6 protein-coding genes are annotated in these 22,536 nt (G+C 62.1%); 4 read left to right on the top strand and 2 right to left on the bottom strand.

Annotated elements, in window-relative coordinates; all coding sequences use genetic code 11:
• The first annotated feature begins 145 nt into the window (after positions 1-145).
• Positions 146-16,300: a non-ribosomal peptide synthetase gene (locus tag AC2ETI_RS15055; RefSeq protein WP_483634073.1), complete on the top strand. Its 16,155-nt coding sequence runs from the start codon at positions 146-148 to the stop codon at positions 16,298-16,300.
• A gap of 389 nt (positions 16,301-16,689) precedes the next feature.
• Here the strand turns inward: AC2ETI_RS15055 and AC2ETI_RS15060 are convergent, their stop codons facing one another.
• Complete coding sequence (locus tag AC2ETI_RS15060) at positions 16,690-17,259, bottom strand: DUF5655 domain-containing protein (RefSeq protein WP_483634074.1); 570 nt, start codon at positions 17,257-17,259, stop codon at positions 16,690-16,692.
• Positions 17,260-17,300: 41 nt separating this feature from the next.
• Positions 17,301-17,954 (bottom strand): GNAT family N-acetyltransferase, encoded by a 654-nt coding sequence (locus tag AC2ETI_RS15065; RefSeq protein WP_483634075.1) that lies wholly within the window; start codon positions 17,952-17,954, stop codon positions 17,301-17,303.
• A 123-nt stretch (positions 17,955-18,077) separates the two neighbouring features.
• On the opposite strand from AC2ETI_RS15065, the gene AC2ETI_RS15070 reads away from it, so the two are divergent.
• The 3 genes from AC2ETI_RS15070 (at position 18,078) to AC2ETI_RS15080 (ending at position 22,517) form a co-directional block, all read left to right on the top strand.
• Positions 18,078-19,475 (top strand): MFS transporter, encoded by a 1,398-nt coding sequence (locus AC2ETI_RS15070; RefSeq protein ID WP_308370738.1) that lies wholly within the window; start codon positions 18,078-18,080, stop codon positions 19,473-19,475.
• Positions 19,472-21,040 carry a pyridoxal phosphate-dependent decarboxylase family protein gene (locus AC2ETI_RS15075; protein WP_483634076.1) on the top strand — a complete coding sequence of 523 codons (1,569 nt, stop codon included), beginning with the start codon at positions 19,472-19,474 and terminating at the stop codon, positions 21,038-21,040. The genes AC2ETI_RS15070 and AC2ETI_RS15075 overlap by 4 nt, the downstream gene beginning before the upstream one ends.
• Positions 21,041-21,185: 145 nt before the next feature.
• Positions 21,186-22,517: a class I SAM-dependent methyltransferase gene (locus tag AC2ETI_RS15080; protein ID WP_483634077.1), complete on the top strand. Its 1,332-nt coding sequence runs from the start codon at positions 21,186-21,188 to the stop codon at positions 22,515-22,517.
• Positions 22,518-22,536 lie beyond the last annotated feature (19 nt).

Raw genomic sequence — 22,536 nt, forward strand, 5'->3', positions numbered from 1 at the left:
TCTAGCAGTGTTGGCCCAGTGGTGAAAACTTAGACGAGACAGTAGGGTTCGGTTCGGCCGTTCGTGGTGTTCGCTCCCATGGATTCACGTGATCAGCCATCGAATGTTCGTGAAAAACAAGGCTGGTGAAATGTGAGGTGACGGGTTGAGTGCTTTTCCGTTGTCTCGGGCTCAGCTCGCGCTGTGGTTTGCGCAGCAACTGAGTCCGTCAACTCCGTTCGTGGTGGCTCAGTACGTGGAGCTACGAGGACCGGTTGACGTCGACGCTCTGATCGAGGCAACGAACACGGCATGTCATGAATTGGAGTCGCCGTTCGTTCGCCTCGTCGCCACTGATGCCGAGCCGGCGCAGATTGTCGATCACTCGATCGTCGACGATCTCGCATACCTCGACTTACGCAGCGACGACGACCCGGTTCAGCGCGCGAACGAGTGGATGACAGCGGAATACTCACGGCCACTTGACGTGATGTCTGACCGCCTGATCTCGGCGACTTTGCTTCATCTGGCAGACGATCACTATTTCTGGTACTCGCACGCCCATCATCTTGTGCTCGACGGACATGCGGCGATGACACTCACCGCGCGGGTGGCCGAGCGCTATTCGCATCTGGTTCATGGCAAGACGCTGACTCCATTCGGTGGTGTCGGGGTACGTGCACTGCATGACCTCGACGTCGACTACCGATCCTCGTCGCGGTATCGATCGGACAAGCAGTACTGGACGGAGATGTCCGAAGGCCTGCCCCGCCCGGTTCGCCTCGCCGACGGCGCCGGCCTGACGTCCATGCCGCAGCGCATGATGGTGCGGACACTGAATCCAACTCTTGCAAAACAGCTTTCGGATGTCGCGACCGAGTGGACTACGTCCGAGGTGGCGGTCCTCGTCGGTGCATTCGCGTCCTATCTCGGCCGCATGACTGATTCCGATGACGTAGTCCTCAGCTTGCCGGTGTCCGGCCGCACCACGGCGACGTCGAAACGTTCAGGTGGGATGCTGTCCAACATCGTGCCTGTTCGTGCGCAACTCGAACGGGATCTGTCGCCACAAGAACTGGTGCGTCAGATCTCGGTTCAGATGACCGGTGCACTACGCCACCAGCGATTCCGCTACGAGGACATGGGCTTCCAGGAGGGTCAGGGCGGATCCCGTGAGGCGGCGGGCCCGGCCGTGAACGTCATGATGTTTCACGAAGCCATTCGGCTCGGCGACGTCGTCGGCGAATTTCACGTCCTCACATCCGGACCCACCGAAGATCTGTTCTTCAGCATTTATCCGTCGATCGCGGGGGAGAACGTTCGCCTGTCCTTCGAAGCCAATCCACGCCTCTACAGCGAACGTGACCTGGCGATGCATCATCGTCAGTTCGTTCGGTTTCTCGAGGGATTCCTCGACTCGGCTACCCGTGCGCTCGGTGACCTCCGCATCCTCTCGACGGACGAAGCGAAGGATCTGGTCCCCGCGTTAGGTCCGCGGACGGACGGATTCGCGACGCTCGATTCGGTCGTCAGAGGCGGCGCAGGGCAGGGGAGCGTCGTCGCGATCCGCGAGCAAGGTGTGGACGTCACTTACGACCAGCTCGGCGCTCGCGCGGATGCACTGTGCGCCTTGCTCGTGGAGAACGGCGTCGAACGAGGTGACGTCGTCGGGATCCTGACCGAGCGCTCGACCGATTCCGTAGTTGCATTTCATGCAGTCGTGCGGGCTGGTGCTGCCCTTCTTTTCGTGGATCCTCAAACACCCTCCGAGCGTGTCGCTTTCATTCTCGACGACGCCGACGTGTCCGTTGTGGTCGGTGGCGAACTCGTGAACGTGCCGGCGTGGGTCTGCGTCGTCGACCCCAGGGAAGACGAGACCGTCGATGGGCCGGTGAATCGACGTGTGGGGGCGGGTTCATCTATCGCCGACCTGTCTCTGGACGACACCGCCTACGTGGTCTACACGTCGGGGTCGACCGGACGGCCGAAGGGCGTCGCGGTCACGCATCGAGGCATTGCGCCGTTGCTGCGTTCTCACGCCAGGCGACTGAACATCGATAGTTCCTCCCGCGTCGCGCTCTTGGCAGCTACCTCGTTCGACGTGGCGATCCTCGAGATTCTGGTTGCTCACGGCTGCGGCGCGACCGCCGTGATCGTTCCTCCCGGATTGATCGGCGGAGTGGACCTCGAAGACTATCTGCGGCTCGAGGGTGTCACGCACCTGATCTCGACACCGTCGGTTCCGCTGACGATGGATCCTCGGAAACTGCCGGATCTTCGAGTGTTGAACGTCGGCGGCGAGCGACCGCCGGTGGCGCTCGTGGATGTGTGGTCGAGTCATGTCGACATCGTTAATTCGTACGGACCCAGTGAAGCGACCGTCGCGGCATTCATGAGCGAGCCACTCGAGCCTGGCGGTGATACTCCGATCGGGCGTCCGATCGACGGCGTTGCCGCTGTGGTGTTGGATTCGTGGTTGCGTCCGACTCCGGTCGGCGCCGTGGGTGAGCTGTACGTGATGGGACCAGGACTGGCGCGCGGGTACCTTTCCCCGACGCTGACCTCGGAGCGTTTCGTAGCGGCGCCCTTTGGTGCCACTGGTGGCGGCGAGCGCATGTACCGCACCGGGGACGTCGTGCGATGGAACGATGCCGGTCAGCTCGAGTTCTTGGGCCGCTCTGATCAACAAGTCAAGATCCGTGGAGTACGCGTCGAACTGGGCGAGATCGAGGCTGTGCTCCTGTCGACTCCCGGTGTTGCGCAAGCAGCGGTGGTCGAGCGATCCGGGTCGCTTGCGGCGTACGTGACTGCCGCCGAAGGTGGGGACGGCACTGCTCATCTATTGAGTCAGAAGGCGGTCCACGAACATCTGGCTTCACTACTTCCACGTTCCATGCTTCCGGGTTCGGTGACGATTCTGGCAGCGTTGCCCGTCACGAGCCACGGAAAGACAGACCGTTCGGCGCTTCCTGAACCGACATGGTCCGCGGTCGCCGAGCAGCACTCGACCGTGCACCGTCCGATCGAGTACGACGAGGAATTAATTGCCTCGGTGATGGCCGAGGTCCTGGGCGTCGGAGTTCTCGGACCGCACTCCGACTTGTTCGCCTGGGGCGGTAGTTCCCTCGACGCCGTGTATGTTGCCGCGCGCGTGAGTTCTGCACTCGGTAGACGAGTTGGTGTCAGGGACGTGTTCGGCGCCCCGACTCCGGCGCGCCTTGCCCAGAAGATTCGTGAGGACCGGGCGGACTGGGTGGTGGAGCCCGAGCGGATTTCGGACGAGGTCACCGTCGAAATCGCTCCGGCGCAACAACGTCTATGGCTGCTCAACCGTCGCGATCCCCAGTCGTCGGCGTACAACATTGCGTTCGAGGTCGCGTTCAGTGGTGCACTGGATACAGAGGCGATGAGGGCGGCGGTAGCCGACCTGACCGATCGCCATCTCGTCTTGCGTACGGTGTTCTCGTTCGAACAGAATCACGACACGTGGCCGATCCAGGTTGCGACTGCGACTCCGGTGACTCTGATCGAGGTTCCGTCCGAGGATTACGAGGCTGCGTCAGCGGAATTGGTTGCGGCAGGTTTCGATCTGGAGACCGATGCGCCGCTTCGTTTGATCCTCACCTCCGGCAGCGATGCCGACCACCGCTTGACCGTAGTTGCGCATCACATAGCCTTGGACGGCCTTTCGTTCGCCACGATCGTTTCTGACCTGATCTCCGCGTACGACGCTCGCGCCGACGGACGGTCGCCGATCTGGCCTTCGCCCGCGCTCGACTACCGCGACTATTCCGCTTGGCACAGAACCGTTCTCGGTGATCCTGCAGATCCACAGAGCTTGGCAGGTCGCCAGCTGGAATTCTGGTCCGACGCACTCGCCGGCGTTGATCCGACTCTTGCTCTTCCCGTGGACAGATCCCGCCGGCCGGACCAACCGTCGTCGGCTCGGGACGTGACTTTCGAATTGCCCTCGCCCGTCCACGCGGCGCTCAACGAGATCGCTCGAGCGCATCACTGCACAACCTTCATGGTGTTGCACGCCTGCCTTGCGATTGCGCTGAGCAAGATCACCGGTGCGTCCGATGTGGTCATCGGAACCCCGACGTCCGGCCGAACACACCCTTCGTTCGACGGCGCCGTCGGTATGTTCGTCGGGACCGTGGCGCTGCGAACGCTCCTTCGCGGCGGAGACACCTTCGGTGAGTTCTTGAGTCGGGTACGCGAGGCCGACGTGGCAGCTTTGTCCAATGCCGACGTCCCGTTCGACTGGGTGGTCGACCGCGCGGTCGGTGGGGCCGCAGGCGACAAGAATTCCTTCCTCAGAGTGGTTCTCGCTGTCGATCCGGTAGCACCGGATTCCGAGCTCGCGGTGGGAACTTTGACGGCCCACGGCACTCCGCTACCTCCCGCGCACCCTCGCTTCGACCTCGAAGTGACTGTGCGCGAAGATCGTACGATTGACGGCGACGCGAGCGGTATTCGCGGCACTTTCCGATATGCCGCCGATCTGTTCGATGCGGGCACCGTGCAGAGCTGGGTCGAGCGACTGCGTCGAGTATGTGACTCGATTACCGAGAACTCGTCAATCATGCTGCGCGACATCGATGTTCTCAGCGTTGCGGAGCGCGAAGAATTGCTGGCTTGGGTGCCGGGGCCTTCGATTGTCGCGCAGTCGCTGCCCGACCTCTTCGGGGCCGTCGCAGCCCGGCATCCGAATGCAATCGCGGTGTCGAGTGGCGATACTCGCGTCACCTATGAAGAGGTGCGAGTTCGTTCGGAGGGCCTTGCCGCCGTATTGATCGATCGAGGAATTGGAGTCGGGGATCGCGTGGCGGTCGCCCTGCCTCGATCGGTCGACCTCGTCGTAGCCATCTTCGCCGTCGTTCGCGCGGGCGCTGCGTACGTCCCGATCGACTTGCAGTATCCCGACGCTCGCATCCACTACGTACTTGCCGATGCAGGCCCGAAAGCGATTGTGTCGACGGACGAATCAGCTGGGCGGTTCGTTGGGTACGAGCAAGCTGTCATCCTCGTGAACGAGACGGCTGACGCGACGGGCGGTTGGCCTGTTCCGCAGTCGGAGGCCGCCGCCTACGTGATCTACACGTCCGGATCGACCGGAGCGCCCAAAGGTGTGGTGGTGACTCAGGACAACGTGTTGGCTCTGCTGGCCTCGACTCGCGAGATCTTCGACTTCGGCGACGAAGACGTGTGGTCGATGTTTCATTCGCACTCATTCGACTTCTCGGTCTGGGAGATGTGGGGTGCGTTGACCACTGGCGGATCCCTGGTGATCGTAGACGGTGACGTCGCGCGCTCTCCCGAAAGATTCGCGGATCTGATTGTGCGGGAGAAAGTCACCGTTCTGAATCAGACCCCGGCCGCCTTCTATGCGTTGGCGGAAGTTACGCCGGAAATGCTGCTTCCGCTCCGGACGATTGTTTTCGGCGGCGATCGCCTCGACGTCGGGCGCGTGCAGGGTTGGTTCGATCGGCACCCGGACGTGCGGGGTGTCAATATGTTCGGAATCACCGAAACCACGGTCCATGTAACCAATTTCGATCTCATCTCCGGTAACGAGACTGTCTCGCCGATCGGGTCCCCACTACCAGGGTTTCGCAGCTACGTGCTCGACGCGTCGTTGAAGCCCGTCCCGCCGGGATCTGTCGGCGAACTGTACGTTGCCGGTCCGCAGGTGGCCGAAGGCTACTTGGGTCAACCAGGGATGACGTCTTCCCGATTTGTGTCTGAACCCGGATTCGAAGGATCGCGGATGTACCGCAGCGGCGATCTGGTCCGTCGGCGAGCCGGTCGACTCGAATATGTTCGCCGCGCCGACGGTCAGATGGCCCTGCGCGGTTACCGCGTCGAACCGGGCGAGGTCGAATCCGCGCTGTTGGCTCACACGTCGGTGGAGCAGGCCACGGTGGTGGTGAGAGAACTCGACAGTGGGCCGACTTTGGTCGGTTACATCACCCCTGCGAACGGACACGACCTCGACGGTGTGTTGCGGACTGCTCGTTCGTTGTTGCCCGCACATATGGTCCCGTCGGCTTTGATGCCGCTTGCGTCATTGCCGGTCACGATCAACGGCAAGATCGACCGAGCATCACTGCCGGACCCGACGTCGCAAGTGCAGCCGTCTCGGCAGTCGCGAGACTTCTTCGCTCAGACAGTTGCAGCCATTCTGAGCGATTTGATGGAAGTTCCGCATATAGATCCGGTCGGGAATCTCTTCGATCAAGGGGCCAATTCCTTGATCGCCACTCGTCTTTCGTCGCGCCTGAACTCCGCTTTGGGCTGCAACCTCGATGTCCGCGATGTGTTCGAGCACCCATTCGTCGATCAGCTCGCCGGCATCGCTGCTGCCCGAATCGGCGCGGGGCAAGCGTCTCCGTTGTCTTTGGTACCTCGTCTGACTTTGGTACCTCGCCCAGGCACTGCGGAGGTGCGGCTGTCGGCTTCCCAACACCGAATGTGGATTCTGAATCAGTTGGATACAGAATCCTCCGGCTACAACATTCCGATCGTGTTGCGCCTGACGGGTGAATTGGACGTAGCTGCAGCCGGACTGGCAATTCACGACCTGATCGACCGTCATCGCACTCTGCGGACCGTATATCCGGTTGTCGGCGAGCGTCCGGTTCAGACGGTGCTCGACGCCGAGGATGCGCTTCCGCTGTTTCAGCTCGAGGCACTCGACGGCGACGACGCCGAGAATCGTGTTGCAGAACTGGTGGGTTCGGGCTTCGATGTCACCGTGGATCCGCCCGTACGTGCGGCACTTCTCCAGCTTTCGCCTGACGAGTACATCCTGGCTGTTGTTATCCATCACATTGCCGCCGATGCTCGATCGCTCGACTTGTTGGTACGTGACTTCACGGCGGCGTACATCGCTCGCTCGGCCCAGCAAGCTCCGACGTGGTCGCCGCTCGCGCTCGAATACTCCGATTACAGCGCATGGCAACGGGAATCGGGGATTCCCGAGACGGTATCCAGCTACTGGAAGCATGCTCTCGAAGGCCTTCCCGAGCAGGTGACGCTACCCCTGGACCGTCCGCGTTCGACGTCCGCCCGCGCGTCGAGTTGCCGGGTAGAGATCTCGGGTTCGGTACGGACGGGCCTTCAAGCACTCGCACGATCGAACAACGGAACCATGTTCATGGTTGTCCACGCTGCACTCGCGGCGCTGCTGGCGAGGTACAACGGCAGCAATGACGTAGCTGTCGGCACTGTTGTGTCCGGACGCGTCACACCTGAACTCGACGAGCTGGTCGGCATGTTTGCCGGCACGATTGTTCTTCGGACCGAAGTCGATCCGTCGAAGTCGTTCGGCCGGTTGGTCGAGCAGGTTCGTCAGCGAGACGTAGCGGCGTTCGCGCACGCAGAGATGCCCTTCGACTCGCTGGTTGATCTGATCGACCCACCGCGATCGCGTTCGCGACATCCGTTGTTCCAGGTGGCGCTCTCGTTCCAGACAACTCATTCCGCCGCGTGGTCCATACCGGGGTTGTCCGTCACTCAGATCTCGCCCGATGTCAGGCAAGCAAATTTCGATCTGCAGCTCAACGTCACGGACGAGGGGATCGGGGGCGGTCTCGGTCTCGAATTCGTGTACAACGCTGATCTATTCGATGATCTGACGGTATCGAGCTTTGCGGGTCGGTTCGAGCACCTCCTGAATCAAGTGTCTGTCGACCCCAATGTCGTGGTAGGGCGAATCGACCTGTTGACGAGTGCGGAGCGAGCTCTTCTCGTCCCCGCACACGGCGCGGTCGACCGGCCCGATGCATCTCGGTGTTCCGGCACGACGCTTGCATCGATGCTGCGATACGGCGTCGAATTCGCTCCGGATGCCGTGGCGGTCGAAGCTGAGGGCAACACACTCACTTACCGAGACCTCGATGCACAGTCGGACGTCGCGGCCGACGAGTTACGTTCCGGGGGAGTCGGAGTGGACCACGTCGTTGCTTGGACTGCTGATCGGTCCATTGCGTCGATCGTGCGATTGTGGGCGATTGCGAAGGTCGGTGCAGCTCCGGCATTGGTGGACCCGGAACAGCCGCAGGCGCGAGTACGCGATGTCCTCGAAGCACTGGGCGACGGCGCGGTCTGCGGCCTCGACGCCGGTGGTGGGCAGGACGCGGACTGGGTGCGACAGCATTCCGAGAACCTCGCGGCCTACGTAGTTTTCACGTCAGGAACGACTGGAACTCCGAAGGCCGTGGTGGTGACCAACGGCGGGCTCGGCGTGATCGCCGAAGACCTGCCCCGTCGATTCTCGGCTGGTCCGGGTTCGCGCGTATTCCATCGCGGAGCGCCAGGGTTCGACATGACGTTGCTCGAGGTGCTCATCGCGAGTGCGTCCGGGGCGACGCTCGTTCTGGCGAAGGACGACCAACTGTTCGGCTCGGGACTTGCATCAGCACTGAGGCGCGAGCGAATTACTCATCTGTGCGCCACACCTACTGTCGTCGCCTCGATCGGCGATCCTTCGCTGCCGGACCTTGCAACGGTGATGTTCGGGGGCGAGCGACTCGGCGGTGCGTTGGCGAAGCGCTGGCAAGCCGGACGCAGAGTGATCAACGGATACGGACCGGCCGAGTCCGCGATGTATTCGCTTGCTACCGAACCACTGTCGATCGAACATCGGTCAGCTGACACTCACGACGGATCCGTCGGGTATCCACTGGCCGGGGTCGACGCCGTCGTGCTCGATGATCGACTCGAACCGGTGCCGCCGGGAGTCGCCGGCGAACTGTATCTCTCCGGTCGAATGCTCGCGCGCGGTTACGCCGGCCAACCGGCCCGAACCGCGGAGCGATTCGTGGCAACGAGTTCAGGAGTCCGGATGTACCGGACCGGCGATCTGGTGATGTGGAAGCCGGAAAGCCCCAAATCTGAAGGCAATATGTATCACCTGCATTATCTCGGGCGAACCGACGTGCAGGTGAAGATCAACGGTGTCCGGATCGAACCGGGTGAGATCGAGGCAGTCATTCAGTCTGTCGCGAACGTCGATTTCTGCGTCGCCGGGGTTCGGTCGGCCCAGGGTGGAAGTCCTCTGTTGGTCGCCTACGTGCGAAGCTCGGATGCCGAAAGAGTTGACACGGGTCAACTTCGCGCCGCTGTCGCAGAAGTCCTTCCGACGTACATGGTTCCGCATGTCATCGTCGAAATCGAGGGCGCGCTTCCGATGCGGAACGGCAAGGTCGACTTCACCCGTCTCCCGGCGCCGACACTGGATGCTTCCCGTGCACAGGGGCCGGCCACCGCCACAGAACGCCTTGTTGCCGAAGCTTTTACTTCGGTGCTCGGCGGGAATGAGGACGACCGCGACGCAGACTTCTTCTCGCTCGGCGGCAACTCGCTGTCGGCCGCGGAGGTTACCTCGCTCTTGAGTAGTTCCCTTGGGCTGGTTGTTCCGCTCCGGACCGTATTCGAGCATCCAACAGTTGCGGCGTTGGCGGCCCGGATCGATTCGCTCGAGCAGAGTGGCCCGGCGACCGATGTTGTCCGACTGGAACCGCGGCGCGACCCCACGCCCGCACCTCTGTCACGGAACCAGCGTGCGATGTGGGTACTTAACCAGCGGAACACGTCGAGCGGTGCGTACAACCTGCCGATCTGCATCGAGATCGACGGTGAACTCGACGTGCCCGCGCTGCGTCACGCAGCGACGGATCTTGTCGGCCGTCATGACGTCCTCAGGACCCGGTATCCGGGCACTCCACCGGTTCAGGTCGTGGATCCTCCGACCTCCCTGACAATGGAAACGCGACTGGTCGCCGACATCGAGGTCGAGGTGCTGCTGCGAGAGTTCGGCTCGCGCGGTTTCGATGTGGCGGCAGACCTGCCGGTGCGCTGGATGCTGCTCCAGGTGTCACCGGTCAGGCACGTTCTGGCAGTGAGCTTTCATCACATCGCAGTCGACGGGGCGTCGATGCGAACGGTGGTCGGCGACCTGCTGACCGCTTACGGCAAGCGACGAGCTGGACTGGATCCGCAATGGTCTCCGCTGCCGATCCAGTACGGGGATTTTGCCGCGTGGGAGGCAGCACGTGACGTTTCCCCTGTCGTCGAGGAGTTCTGGCGCCGAACGCTCGACGGTGTGACATCTGTGTCGCCGCTGACGGTGGATCATTCTGATGGCGGGCCGGATTCCGTAGCGCAGCGAGTGAACTTCGTGATTCCAGCCGTCATCACCTCGGCACTGCAGGCGCGAGCCGATCGATTGAAGGTCTCGCTGTTTGCGGTGGTTCATGCGGCGTTGTCCGTGGTGCTTGCCAAGCTGAGTGGAAATCCCGATGTCGTGATCGCGACTGCTGTCGACGGACGGCGTACGCCTGAGCTCGACGGCGTGGTCGGCATGTTCGTGGATACGGTGCCTCTTCGCCTTCGGATCGACGGGGACGTGCCGATCGACCTTCTGTTGGGTGCAGCTTTCCATGCTGATGTGGCAGCATTCGAAAATAGCTCTGTTCCTGCCGAATTGGTTGGTGAGCTGCTCGGCGGACGAACTCCCCAGATTGCGCTGGGTCTGCAGAACTTCGCGATCCCTGCCGTGGAGGTGGCCGGTCTCACGATTGAGGCTCGCGAAATCGAGACCGCGACAACGAAGTTCCCCATGCACGTCTCGCTCGCACCCGCTGTCGACGGATCATTGACCGGAGCGCTCATCTATGCCGCGAGCGCGTTCGATCCTTCGAGCGCCGACGCGGTTGCTCGACAACTGTCGAGAGTGCTCACCTCGATGGCCGAGGATGTGCCAGTACTCGTTTCGGATCTCGCGGTGGGCGCTGCGCCCAGTTGGACTGCTGTCGAGGTCGATTCGTCCCGGACGCTGACCCAGATTTTCGCCGCCACAGCGGCGCGATTCCCTGACAACATTGCTCTCGACGACGGGCAGCGCACGGTGACGTATGCCGAACTCGACTCTGCCTCGGATGCCCAAGCCTGGGAACTGGTGGCTCGGGGCGCAGGACCGGGTGCCGTGTACGAGATTCCGGCGGTACGGACTATCGCGTACCTGGTCCGAATGTTGGCGATCTCGAAAACGGGCGCGGCATTCGTGCCGATCGACCCCGACCTGCCGCCGGCACGGCTGAAGCAACTGCGCACAGTGCTCTCCGACCGCAGCCCCGTTCCCGGTCGGCAGTATCCGGATTCAGTCGCGTACGTCGTTCACACGTCCGGGTCGACTGGTGAACCGAAAGGCGTTGCAGTCACCCACCGAGGTCTGGGCCTTCTTACCGACGACGCAATCCGGAAGTACGGCGTGACTTCGGACTCGGTTGTGCTGCACGGTTACAAACCGACGTTCGATGCGGCGATTCTCGAGATGATGTTGGCGATCGGCGCCGGGGCTACCTTGGCGGTCGCTCCTCGGGAGGCTTTCGGCGGAAGGGCACTCGAAGAATTCGTCGCAGAACGCGGCGTCACTCACATGTTGTCCACTCCGGCCGTACTCGACACCATGGCTCCGGAGCGGTTCGACTCATTGGAGGTGGTGGCAGTCGGTGGCGATGTGCTCTCACCTTCCACCGCGCGTGCATGGAGTCGCCGCGCGCGAATGCTCAACGCATACGGACCGACGGAATGCACGGTGGTCACGACCGTCGCCGAGGTGGATCATCGGGTCACCATCGGAGTTCCGCTCGCCGGAATCGGTGCAGAGGTACTGGATACGCGACTGCGTCCGGTGCCGTGGGCCGGGATCGGTGAGTTGTACGTCAGCGGGCCCGGGCTTGCGATGGGCTATGCCGGAGATCCCGCCGGCACCGCCAGCTCGTTCGTCGCAGCACCAGGTGGACGCCGCCGTTATCGAACCGGTGATCTGGTTCACCGCCGCACCGATGACACGCTCGGATTCGTCGGACGCTCCGACCGTCAGATGAGCGTGCGAGGAATCCGCGTCGAGCCCGCCGAAATCGAATCAGCTCTGCGGCGGTGCACGGGCGTCGAGGCTGCGGCGGTTGTCCTCGTCGACGAGATCGCCGTTGCGTGCGCGGTTGGCGATGGTGTGGAGGCGGATCAGCTGACAATCGAGTTGGCCGCGATGTTGCCTGCGTATCTGATGCCCGGCCGCGTGGTCGTGTTGGAGTCGATCCCGCTGACGACGAACGGAAAACTGGACGCAGATGCGTTGCGGCGCCATGTGTTCGAGAGCCAGGCGCCCGATGCGGCAGTGACGGTTTCGGAGGAACTCGTCACCGCTGTCATGTCGGAACACGTGTCCGGAAGTTTCGGCGCTCTGCACAACCTGTTCGAATCAGGTGGTGATTCGTTGGCCGCAGCAGCGGTGGCAGGTCGACTCGCCTCGATCTTCGCGCGGGATGTGCCTGTTCGCGCCGTCTTCGACAATCCGTCGCCGCGAGCGATGTCTCAGTGGCTGTCGGCGAGCGCGTCCGATGGCAAACGCCGCGAACTGACTCGACGTGATCCCGGCATGCCGGCCCCGCTGGCGCCCTCGCAACAACGACTTTGGCTGATCAATCAGCTTCAGCCGGAATCGACTGCGTACAACCTGACGTTTGCAGCGGTCCTGGCAGACGACATCGAGCGTTCGGTTTTGAGCAGCGCCCTCGGTGACGTCGTCGATCACCATGCCGTGTTGCGGACTGTGTTTGTTCCGGGTGAACTCGGTCCACAACAGGTTGAAATAGACTCTGTTGCAGTCGATCTCACCGCTGAGTGCGTCGACGATATCCGTGCGAGCGCTTCGGCCTTCGCGACTGTGCCGTTCGATCTCGAACGAGATGTTCCGTTCCGTGTGCGTGTGTTCAGCGAAAATGCAGGAGCCGATTCTGCAGGATTGACTGTCCTGGTACTGGTTGTTCACCACATCGCAATCGACGGTGCGTCGATGGGCCCGATCCTTGCCGATTTCGCGGCAGCCTTCGAGGCGAGGGTGCTCGGAAGGGAATGGGATCGCTCCGCTGAGGGGATCAGCTACGGCGACTACAGTCTCTGGGCGAGAGAGAGCTTGGGCGATCCGGAGGATCTTCTGAGCGTGGCGCATCGGCAACTCGACTACTGGTCGAACGCACTTGGTGGCGTCGAGGATGTGTTGGCTCTACCCGTCGACAACCCCCGGAGTCCGGTGTCTTCACGATCCGACGAGATGGTGACGGAAGTCCTCGATGGTGCCACCTATGACGCGTTGTCGGCGTTGGCTCGTTCGCATGGCGTCACGGTATTCATGGTTGTCCACAGCGTGATTGCCGTGCTGCTCGCTCGCGAGTGCGTCACGGACGACGTCGTGGTGGGAGCAGCTGTGAGTCTGCGGAACGATCCGGCGCTGCTGAGCGTGGCCGGCATGATGGTGGGTACTGTCGCATTGCGCACGAGGATCAACTCCTGCGACCGCTTCGCTGCTGTCCTGGACGAGGTTCGCCGTGTCGATCTGGAAGCAATGGCGAACGCGGACGTCTCGTTCGACGATGTAGTTGCGAAGGTCGATCCGCCGCGCAGGATGAACGAGCATCCCCTGTTCACAGTCATGCTGGCATATCGGCGAGCGCTCGACGTGCCGCAGATCGACGGCATCACCGTCTTCGACATCGACAAGGCAGGGTCGTCGACCGGTTACGACTTGACGTGGGACCTGGTCGACACCGGTGACAGTCTGACGATTCGATTGCTGTATGCCACAGACAGATTCCGCGCGTCGACGGCGGAACTGTTCATGCAGCGGGTGACACGTATCGCCGAAGCAGTGACAGGTGAACCCGAGATCGTGGTCGGGGAGATCGAATTGCTGTCCGGTCTCGAACGCTCGGCGCTGACGGCTGCGAATCCTCGACACGTCGAACCGCTGACGATTGCGGACATTTTCGAACGCGCGCTGCGGCAGGCACCCGACGGCATCGCGCTGGAATTGAACGGCAGGCGCTGGACCTATCGCGACCTGCACGAGGAGTCGTCGCACTGGACTCGCGAGTTGGTGGTCCGAGGAATCGGACCCGATGACGTGGTGGCCGTTGCGCTCGGTCGCGGGCATCTGTGGATCGTTGCGCTGTGGGCGGTAGCGCGGGCAGGCGCAGCGTGGCTGTCGCTCGATCCGGCGCTGCCGACAGCGCGCCGACAGACGATGGTCGAGGAGTGCGGTTCGGTTGTCGGTTTGACAGCGCGAGGTGCATCCGAGAGTTTGCCGGACTCCGTCGAGTGGGTGGCGATGGATGAATCCTGCACTGCTGGTGGGGCTGTCGAGGTATCGGCAACGCCGGCTCATCCCGACAACCTCGCCTACGTCATCTACACGTCGGGTTCCACGGGAAGACCCAAGGGTGTCGAGGTTTCACACCGCGGCATCATGAACGTCTACACCGCGCACGCCGAGATCGCCGAGCTCGATCGTGGCCCCCGAGTCCTGCAATTGGCGTCGTCGACCTTCGACGCGTCGGTGATCGAGATTCTTCTGGCGGCGGCAGGGTGTGGAACGTTGATTCTGGCTCCTGACTTCGTCTACGGGGGAGAGGAACTCGCGAATCTGCTGATCGCTGCCGACGTCACACATCTGATCGTGACGCCAACGGTCCTGGCCACAGTCGATCCGGATGCAGTGCAACCGTTGATCGTCGAATCGATGGGGGAGCCGCTCTCTGCCCGCCTTGCGTCGGCGTGGTCACCCCGACATCGCATCGTCAACGGATACGGACCGACCGAATCAACGATCGCGGCATCGATTTCCGCGCGGATCACTGACGGGGACGTCACCGTCGGCACCCCGGTACCTGGCACGACGGCGTTTGTTCTCGATCAGAGGCTCCGACCGGTTCCGGATGGCGTTGCGGGAGAACTATTCCTCGCCGGCGAGAATGTGGCACGGGGGTACGTCGCCTCTCCGGGTCTGACTTCCGAGCGTTTTGTCGCCAATCCTTATGCGGTGGGGACTCGGATGTATCGCACGGGTGACCTCGTGCGTCGTAGGCGTCACGACCGAGCGCTCGAGTACCTGGGGCGCAACGACGCACAGGTGAAGGTGCGGGGTGTCCGCGTGGAACCGGCGGAGGTCGACGTGGCTCTGTCAAGCCATGGAGCAGTGATCTTCTCGGTTACCGTCGTCTCTGACGACGGGCGCGGATCCGCTGAACTCCGGTCGTACGTAACGCTGGCGGAAAACGGTTCGGTGACGGAATCGGAGCTTCGCGGGTTTGTCTCCGGCCTGCTGCCGAAGCACCTGCTGCCTTCTTCGGTGACGGTGATGGGAGTGGTCCCGTTGCTCGCTTCGGGGAAGATAGACGTAGCGGCACTTCCTGCTCCTTCGCCGCAGGTAGGGTCGAGTGTGGATCGACCCGTCTCGGATACCGAACGTCAAGTGGCACAGGCATTCGAGGGCGTGACCGGCGCGAAATCGGTGGGCCGCTACGACGACTTCTTCGAGCTCGGCGGGACGTCCATGGGTGCAGTTCGAGTGGCTTCGCGCTTGCGTGAGACCCTGAACAGGGATTTCCCGGTTCAATGGATTTTCACCGATCGAACTGTGGCGGAGCTTGCCTCTCGGATGGATCTCGTTCATGCCGACGTCGTGGAGGGTGATTCGTTCCATTCGGATCCGCTGGACACGATCGTCATGTTGGGCGGCAATCCTGATGACCTAAGGCCGCCGTTGTTCTGTGTGCATCCGGTCAGCGGAATTGCCTGGTGCTACGTCGGACTCGTCGGTCAGCTCGAAGGTCGACGGGTATACGGCATCCAGGCAACGGGTGCAGGTGAGCTACCCGGCACGGTGGCGGAGTTGGCGTCGGGGTATGTCGATGCCGTACGGAATGTGCAGCCGTCGGGTGAATACCATCTACTGGGTTGGTCTGCCGGTGGAACGATCGCGCTCGAGATGGCGAGCCAACTCGAAGAGACGGGCGATCTGGTCGGTTCGGTTGTCATGCTCGACGCGCTGTTGCCGGAGATGATGCCATCGGTACAAGCGGCTCCGAAACCTTCCGAACTGTTTGCACAGATCGGACTAGCTGAGGTTGAAACTGAAACTGCAGCATTGACTTTCGTAGACGTTGCGGCAGAGATCCGAAGGCAGACCGGTATGGATTTCCTTTCCGATACGGTTCTCGAATCCGTAGTGGGGCGGGTGGAAAAACTGTCGCGAATCGTTCGGGACCACACGCCGCGGCGCTATTTCGGCTCAGTGGAATTGTTTGTGGCGCAGCGTGATCTGCCTGAACATCGTCACCTGGTCGAAGAATGGTCCGAACTGGTGGGGCCGCTACGGGCATACCTGGTCGACTGCTCTCACTCGGAAATGTCGAGCACGGAGGCTTTGGCGAGTGTTGCGAAAGCCCTCGTCGACGGTGTCGAAAGCGTCTAATTCTCATCGAAGCAACTCAATCATATTGGGGTGCAGCAGATCTGCCAGGCCGGGACTTTGGTCCGGAATTGTCACCCCCGTGGTCCCCTTGCTTCAGTTCTGCAAGCAAAGTCTGTAGTCTTTCCCTTGTGGCAGTAAGCCATTCAGAAACTATCTCCGGAGGATCGTATGTTGGGTTCCCTTTTTTCCATCAGCTCTGAAATCGGTGTCCCGTCCGTTGATGCGCTCTTCGAGGCTGCTCGGACCATCATCGGCGCGATCTTCGGCCTGAGCTGACACGTCGCAGCGACCTTCCCCCGCGGTGAAGAAAGTCCCTGTTCTCCGACAAGGAGAACAGGGACTTTCGTGCAGCGTGCCGGTGAGTGGTTGCGTGGCGGCGCGTGAAGGTCCTACCGGCCGTTCTGTAGATACGCGATGGCTATCAGCGATCCGACTTCGTCGTTCACGTCCTCGGTGCTGGTGAGCCCGATCTTGTGAGTCGACTGCCCGGGAGCTTTGGCCGGCACCAGAAGTTCGGAACCGGGGGCCTCGACAAAACGTAGTCCGAGGTCGACTCGGGCTTTGGTGGCCGCTTCGATGGCGGAGAATTGGCGAGCGCGAACAAAGGGCGTGTATGTTCCGCGGCCTTCGACGCGAACATCGGTTCCGAGCTCTTCGATCAGACGTCGGGCTGCATCGAAGATGGGTCGCAGTGCTGCCTTCGGACCGCTGTACTGCTGGTCGATGTATTGCTCGACGGTCGGCTCCACCCATCCGGACTGTTTGGCAGTCTCGAATGCAATTGCCCACTGCGAGTTCTGCGGTACACCGTGCTCTGCTTTCAGCCACTTGCGGACTTCGTTCTGATCGAGCGGGTCGACCCCCGACGTGCGTACAGCCTCAACCCATTCTTCGAGAGTGCGTCCGGTACGGTCGCGCATGGACGAGGTGACTGCGGCCATCATGTCGGAGGGTTCCATGTGTCTGTTCTACCGGTTGCCGCTGTGCACGGGTAGCTCGCTCAGTCGATGCCCAGCATCGCCCTGAGCGCGTCTGCGCCGGTCACTTCGACGGGGTACGGCGGTGCGACAAAATGTTCGCGCCTGAGGGTGAAGAGTCGACGCACGGTCATTCGGCCGTCGGCAGCCAACTCCTCGACTGTGCCGTCGGCGCGGTACCCGACTTTGGTCGACACCGTGATCGAGGCGGGGTTGTCCGTGAACGCCGACGACACGACGCTTCGTGCGCCCAAAGAGTCGAATGCGAATGCGCAGATTGCCTGTCGGGCAAGAGTGCCGATGCCCCGGCCTTGGAACCCGCGCCCGATCCACGAGCCGGTTTCACCGGTACGACTTTTGGGAAAGTCCGTCGCGGCGAACGCCTGGCAGCCGACAATTTCTCCGTCGACGACAATGGCTGTTTCGAATTTCCAGTCGGCCGTGGTCATCGCTCCGCGGACCGACCAGTGGTATTGGATGAATCTTCGCGACACTTCGGTGGGAGTGCCCACCGTCCAGGGGACGAGAAACGGCATCTGTTCGGCAGGGTGAATGCCGGCTCGGACCAGCGCAGCGAGTTCGGGGAAATGGTCGTCGCGCACAGGGACCAAGGTGATGCGCCCACACGTGATCGTGACTCCGTACGGAGGCCAGATCTCTGTCAGTGGACCAACCATCGTCTTCAGGCTTTCGTTCGTGTACGAATCGGTTCACAGTCTGGCATGCCCGGCCCGTCCGAGTGAGCGACTTCTGGTCATCGAGATTCTTTTGCCCTCGCGGAACGGAGTCGTGACATTAGTGTGTGGACGGTGACTACAGACAAACCGGTACGTCTTCGTGAAGGTAGATCGCCTGACAGGCTTTCGCGCGGCGTGGTGGCCGGATACGCAGCGGGAAGTGTCGGCACGGGTGGATTCGGCGTGCTTCCAGGTCTGGTACTGGCGTACTACCTGACCGATACGCTCGGCGTGGCCGCGGCGCTCGCGTCGCTTGTGGTCATTGTCCCGAAAATCGCCGACGTTCTGATCGATCCGCTGATCGGGTCGATCAGCGATCGAAGCTCTCATCGAACTGGTACGCGAGTGCCACTCATGCTCGCAGGCGCTCTGGGACTGCCGTTGCTCTTCATTCTCACGTTCTCAGCCCCCGTGTCTGCGGGCCCCGGAGTCGGGGCGTTGTGGGTGCTCGTCTTCTTCCTGCTCGCGGCCAGTGCCTACAGCCTCTTTCAGGTTCCATATATCGCGTTGCCGACCGAGTTGACCGGCGATTACCACGAACGCACTCGTTTGGTATCGGTTCGAATTGCGGTGCTGGCCCTGACAATTCTGGTCATCGGCGCTGGTGGACCGGAACTCCGCGACGCTGCCGGGGGCGGAGCACGCGGTTATCTGGTCATGGCGATCGGGGTGTCGGCGCTGATGTGTGGGGCAATGATCTGGGCAGTTCGCGGAGCGGCGCGCCACACGGTGACCCACGCGGACGCGCCGGTCGGCTCGTTGCTCTCGCAGTATCGGGACGGGTTCGACGCGATACGACGTACCCGCGCGTTCCGATTGCTGGTCATCGTCTTTGTGCTCCAAGCACTTGCCACCGCTGTGATGTTGGCGGGCGCGCAATATCTGGCGACCTATGTGATGGGCAGCGAAGGCGCGCTCACCGGTCTGTTCGTTGCACTCGTCGGACCAGCTCTCGTCGTCATGCCGCTGTGGTACCGGTTCTCGCATCGGTACGGAAAGCTTCGCGGCTACGTCGTGTCCTCGGTTCTGTTTGTCGTCGCGACGGCGTTGTTGACCCTTGCGGCTGTCAACGCCGGTTCGTGGATCTACGGTGCAGTCGCCCTTGCCGGCGTCGGATATGCCGGCATGCAGGTTTTCCCGTTGGCGATGCTTCCTGACGTCATCGAGGATGACGCGCGAATCGGTGGACGCCAACGTGGTGGTTCGCTCAGTGGTATCTGGACAGCCTCGGAAACCGCAGGCCTTGCCCTGGGGCCCGCGGTGTTCTTGGGTGTACTCGCGGTGACCGGCTTCGTTTCGAAAACTGCGGGCGAGACTGTCGTGCAACCGGAATCAGCGCTGACCGGAATAGCCCTTGGCTTTTCGGTCGTGCCGGCGATCCTGGTTGCGATCAGCCTGGTCGTACTGCGGAGTTACCGCACCGAACAAGAATCCACTCACGAGAACGTAGGTGAACGATGAGTTCCACTCAGGCCGAGGAACTTCAGGGCAAGATCGTCGAGAGCACAAACCTCGAGAAAAGGGCGGCCGACATCTTGACTCGGTTGCGTTCGCTTCGTGAGCAGGACGCCCCGACGCACGGAGGCCGGGTTCTGTCGTACGTGTACGACAGCGGTCTCGCAGCCCTCGACGAGTTGGCAGCGGACGCAGCTCGATTGGTTCAGCCGGTCAACGGTCTCGACCCGACGGTGTTCCCGTCCACGGCGGTGATGGAGCGTGAGTTGGTTGCGTTCGCTCGCGAGTTCCTCCATGGAGCTTCAGACCCAGCCGCAGATACAGACACAGACACAGACACCGGAGGCGTAGTCGTCGGAAATGTCACCAGCGGCGGAACGGAGAGTTGTGTGTTGGCCGTCAAGGCAGCTCGCGACTTCCGCGGGCTCCCGCCGGGTGAGGGTTCGCTGGTTCTTCCGACCACCGCGCACGCCGCTTTCCACAAGGCAGCGCACCTACTCGGACTGGAGCTCGTCCTGGTACCCGTAGATCCCACGTCGGGGCGCGTGGGCGCACCCGATATTGCGACGGCAGTTCGGAAGGACACGGTTCTGATCGTCGTCTCGGCGCCCAATTACCCGTTCGCGGCGCTCGACCCGATCGCCGACGTCGCGGAAGTTGCTCGTGCACATTCGATTCCATTACATGTCGACGCCTGCATCGGCGGGCTTGCGTTGCCGTGGTGGGGTGATCTGCCGCCCTGGGATTTCCAGGTGCCCGGTGTCACCAGCATGTCGGTCGACTTCCACAAGTACGGATACTCACCCAAGGGCGTCTCGGTCTTGCTGCACCGCGGGCGTGACCTGCATCGCAAGCAGTATTTCGGGCTCACGGACTGGCCGGGGTATCCGGTGGTCAATCCCACTCTTCTCGGTTCCAAATCCGTTGCTGCTCTGGCCGGAGCGTGGGCGATTTCGCAAGTTCTCGGGCAATCCGGGTACGCCGAACTGGTGTCCCGGGCGCAGCGGGCCACCCGTGCGCTGATCGAAACGGTCCAGAGCATCGACGGGCTTCGCGTCGTGGGCTCGCCGGTGGGGCCGCTGTTCGCGGTCGCCACCGATGGTTCGGTGCCCCTCGAACGTCGAGTCGATCCGCATCGCTGGGTAAGCGCTGTCGGTGCCCGCGGCTTCGTCCTTCAAGGGCAGCCGGCGTCGACGCAACCTGACGGAACTGTATTGCCTCGAACAACCCACCTCACCGTCACCCCGGTGACCGAGTCGGTGCTCGGCGAGTTGACCAATGCGCTCGTCCTCGGTGCCGACGACGTTCGCGGCTTGGCGGCAGCCGAGGCGCCGCCGGCCCTGGCAGAATTGGCCGGAGCATTCGAACGTGGCGATGTCACCGTCGCCGATGTTCTTGCGTTGCCCAGTGACGCTGTCGCGGCAGCTTTGAGGTCGGCGGGGCTGGATCCTCGGGGTTCTGCTGATTCTCCCTTGGACATGGCGGCCGTCCTCGCGGCAGTGGAATCGCTGCCACGTGAGGTGACTAAGAGACTGCTGGTGGAATTCCTCGCCGGGCTGGTGGAGCCCTGACACCGCTATGAATACCGAAACCTCGATGAATACCGAAACTGCGATGAACACTGCCCAAAACTCGGACAAATGGCGCGAAAGATTCGCGAATCGGGCGTAAGTTTTCTGTCATCGGCTAACCATCTTTTGTCGGAGGGGTTGATCTGTGACTGGTGCCGCGACCAAAATTTTGACGGTTTTCGAGGAAGTGATCGGGGTTCCGCTTCCGGTTCGCGTGCGATGTTGGGACGGTTCGGAGGCAGGTCCGCCGGACGCCGCTGCGCGGGTACATTTCCGGAATCGGCGTGCCCTACGTCGAGTCCTGTACTCTCCCAACGAATTGGGGCTGGCGAGGGCATACGTGTCCGGCGATCTGGACGTAGACGGCGATATCTTTGCGCTCCTCGATGTCCCGGATCTGGTCACGCGGCTCGGTGAGAATCGTTTGTCGGCGTTGCCGTTGCGCTCGCTGGTGCGCGCCGCCGGTACTTTCGCCGGCTTGGGGGCGGTGGGTCCACCGCCATCGCCTCCGTCGATCGAGATGCGTCGTAAGCGAGGCAAGCGGCACAGTAAATCACGCGATTCGGCCACGGTCTCCCATCACTACGACGTCGGGAACCGCTTCTACGAAATGTTTCTCGGGCCGAGCATGGTCTATTCGTGCGGGTACTGGCCGGAAGGGGTCGAATCCATCGAAGCTGCTCAGTACGCGAAGCTGGATCTGATTTGCCGCAAGCTCGATCTGAAGCCGGGAATGCGACTGCTCGACGTCGGTTGTGGCTGGGGATCGATGGCACTGCACGCTGCCCAGAACTACGGCGTCGACGTCGTCGGAGTGTCACTGAGCAACGAGCAGGTCGAGTACGCCAAGGGACGAGTTGCCGACGCGGGTTTGGCCGATCGTATCGAGATTCGGGTGCAGGACTATCGCGACGTCGACGACGGCCCGTACGACGCGATTTCGAGCATCGGCATGTCCGAGCATGTGGGCCTGGCCAATTTGCCGGTGTACACGGCAAAACTCTACGACCTGCTCGTGCCGCAGGGTCGTCTGCTCAATCACGCCATCGCGGCGGTGAAGTCTTTGTCGGACAACGTCGATGACGGACGCACTTTCATCGACAGGTACATCTTCCCGGACGGTGAGATCCTTCCGCTGAGCAAAACCATTGATGCGCTCGAACTTTCAGGCTTCGAGACGCGTGACAGCGAGGCGTTGCGCGAGCATTACGCCTTGACACTGCGCGCGTGGGTACAGAACCTTCGCGAGAACTGGGACGCATCGGTCCTACAGGTCGGTGCTCCCCGCGTGCGTACCTGGTTGCTGTATCTCGCTGCCAGTGCCCTGGGTTTCGAGGAGCCGCACAGGCTTACGATTCATCAGGTCCTGGCCGTGAAACCAGGGGATCGGGGGGCCAGTGGCATGGCCCGCTCGCGTAGCAGTTGGTATCGATCGATTGAAGTCCCGCAGATCGAAACCGGTCCGCGCGTCGACTGAGGCCTATACGTTGGATTTC

The sequence above is a fragment of the Rhodococcus sp. MurmanLake-1 genome (assembly GCF_056945715.1).

Coding starts and splice junctions, on each gene's coding strand:
- AC2ETI_RS15075 (WP_483634076.1), top strand. CDS start 19,472: ATGAGTTCCACTCAGGCCGAGGAACTTCAGGGCAAGATCGTCGAGAGC.
- AC2ETI_RS15065 (WP_483634075.1), bottom strand. CDS start 17,954: ATGGTTGGTCCACTGACAGAGATCTGGCCTCCGTACGGAGTCACGATC.
- AC2ETI_RS15060 (WP_483634074.1), bottom strand. CDS start 17,259: ATGGAACCCTCCGACATGATGGCCGCAGTCACCTCGTCCATGCGCGAC.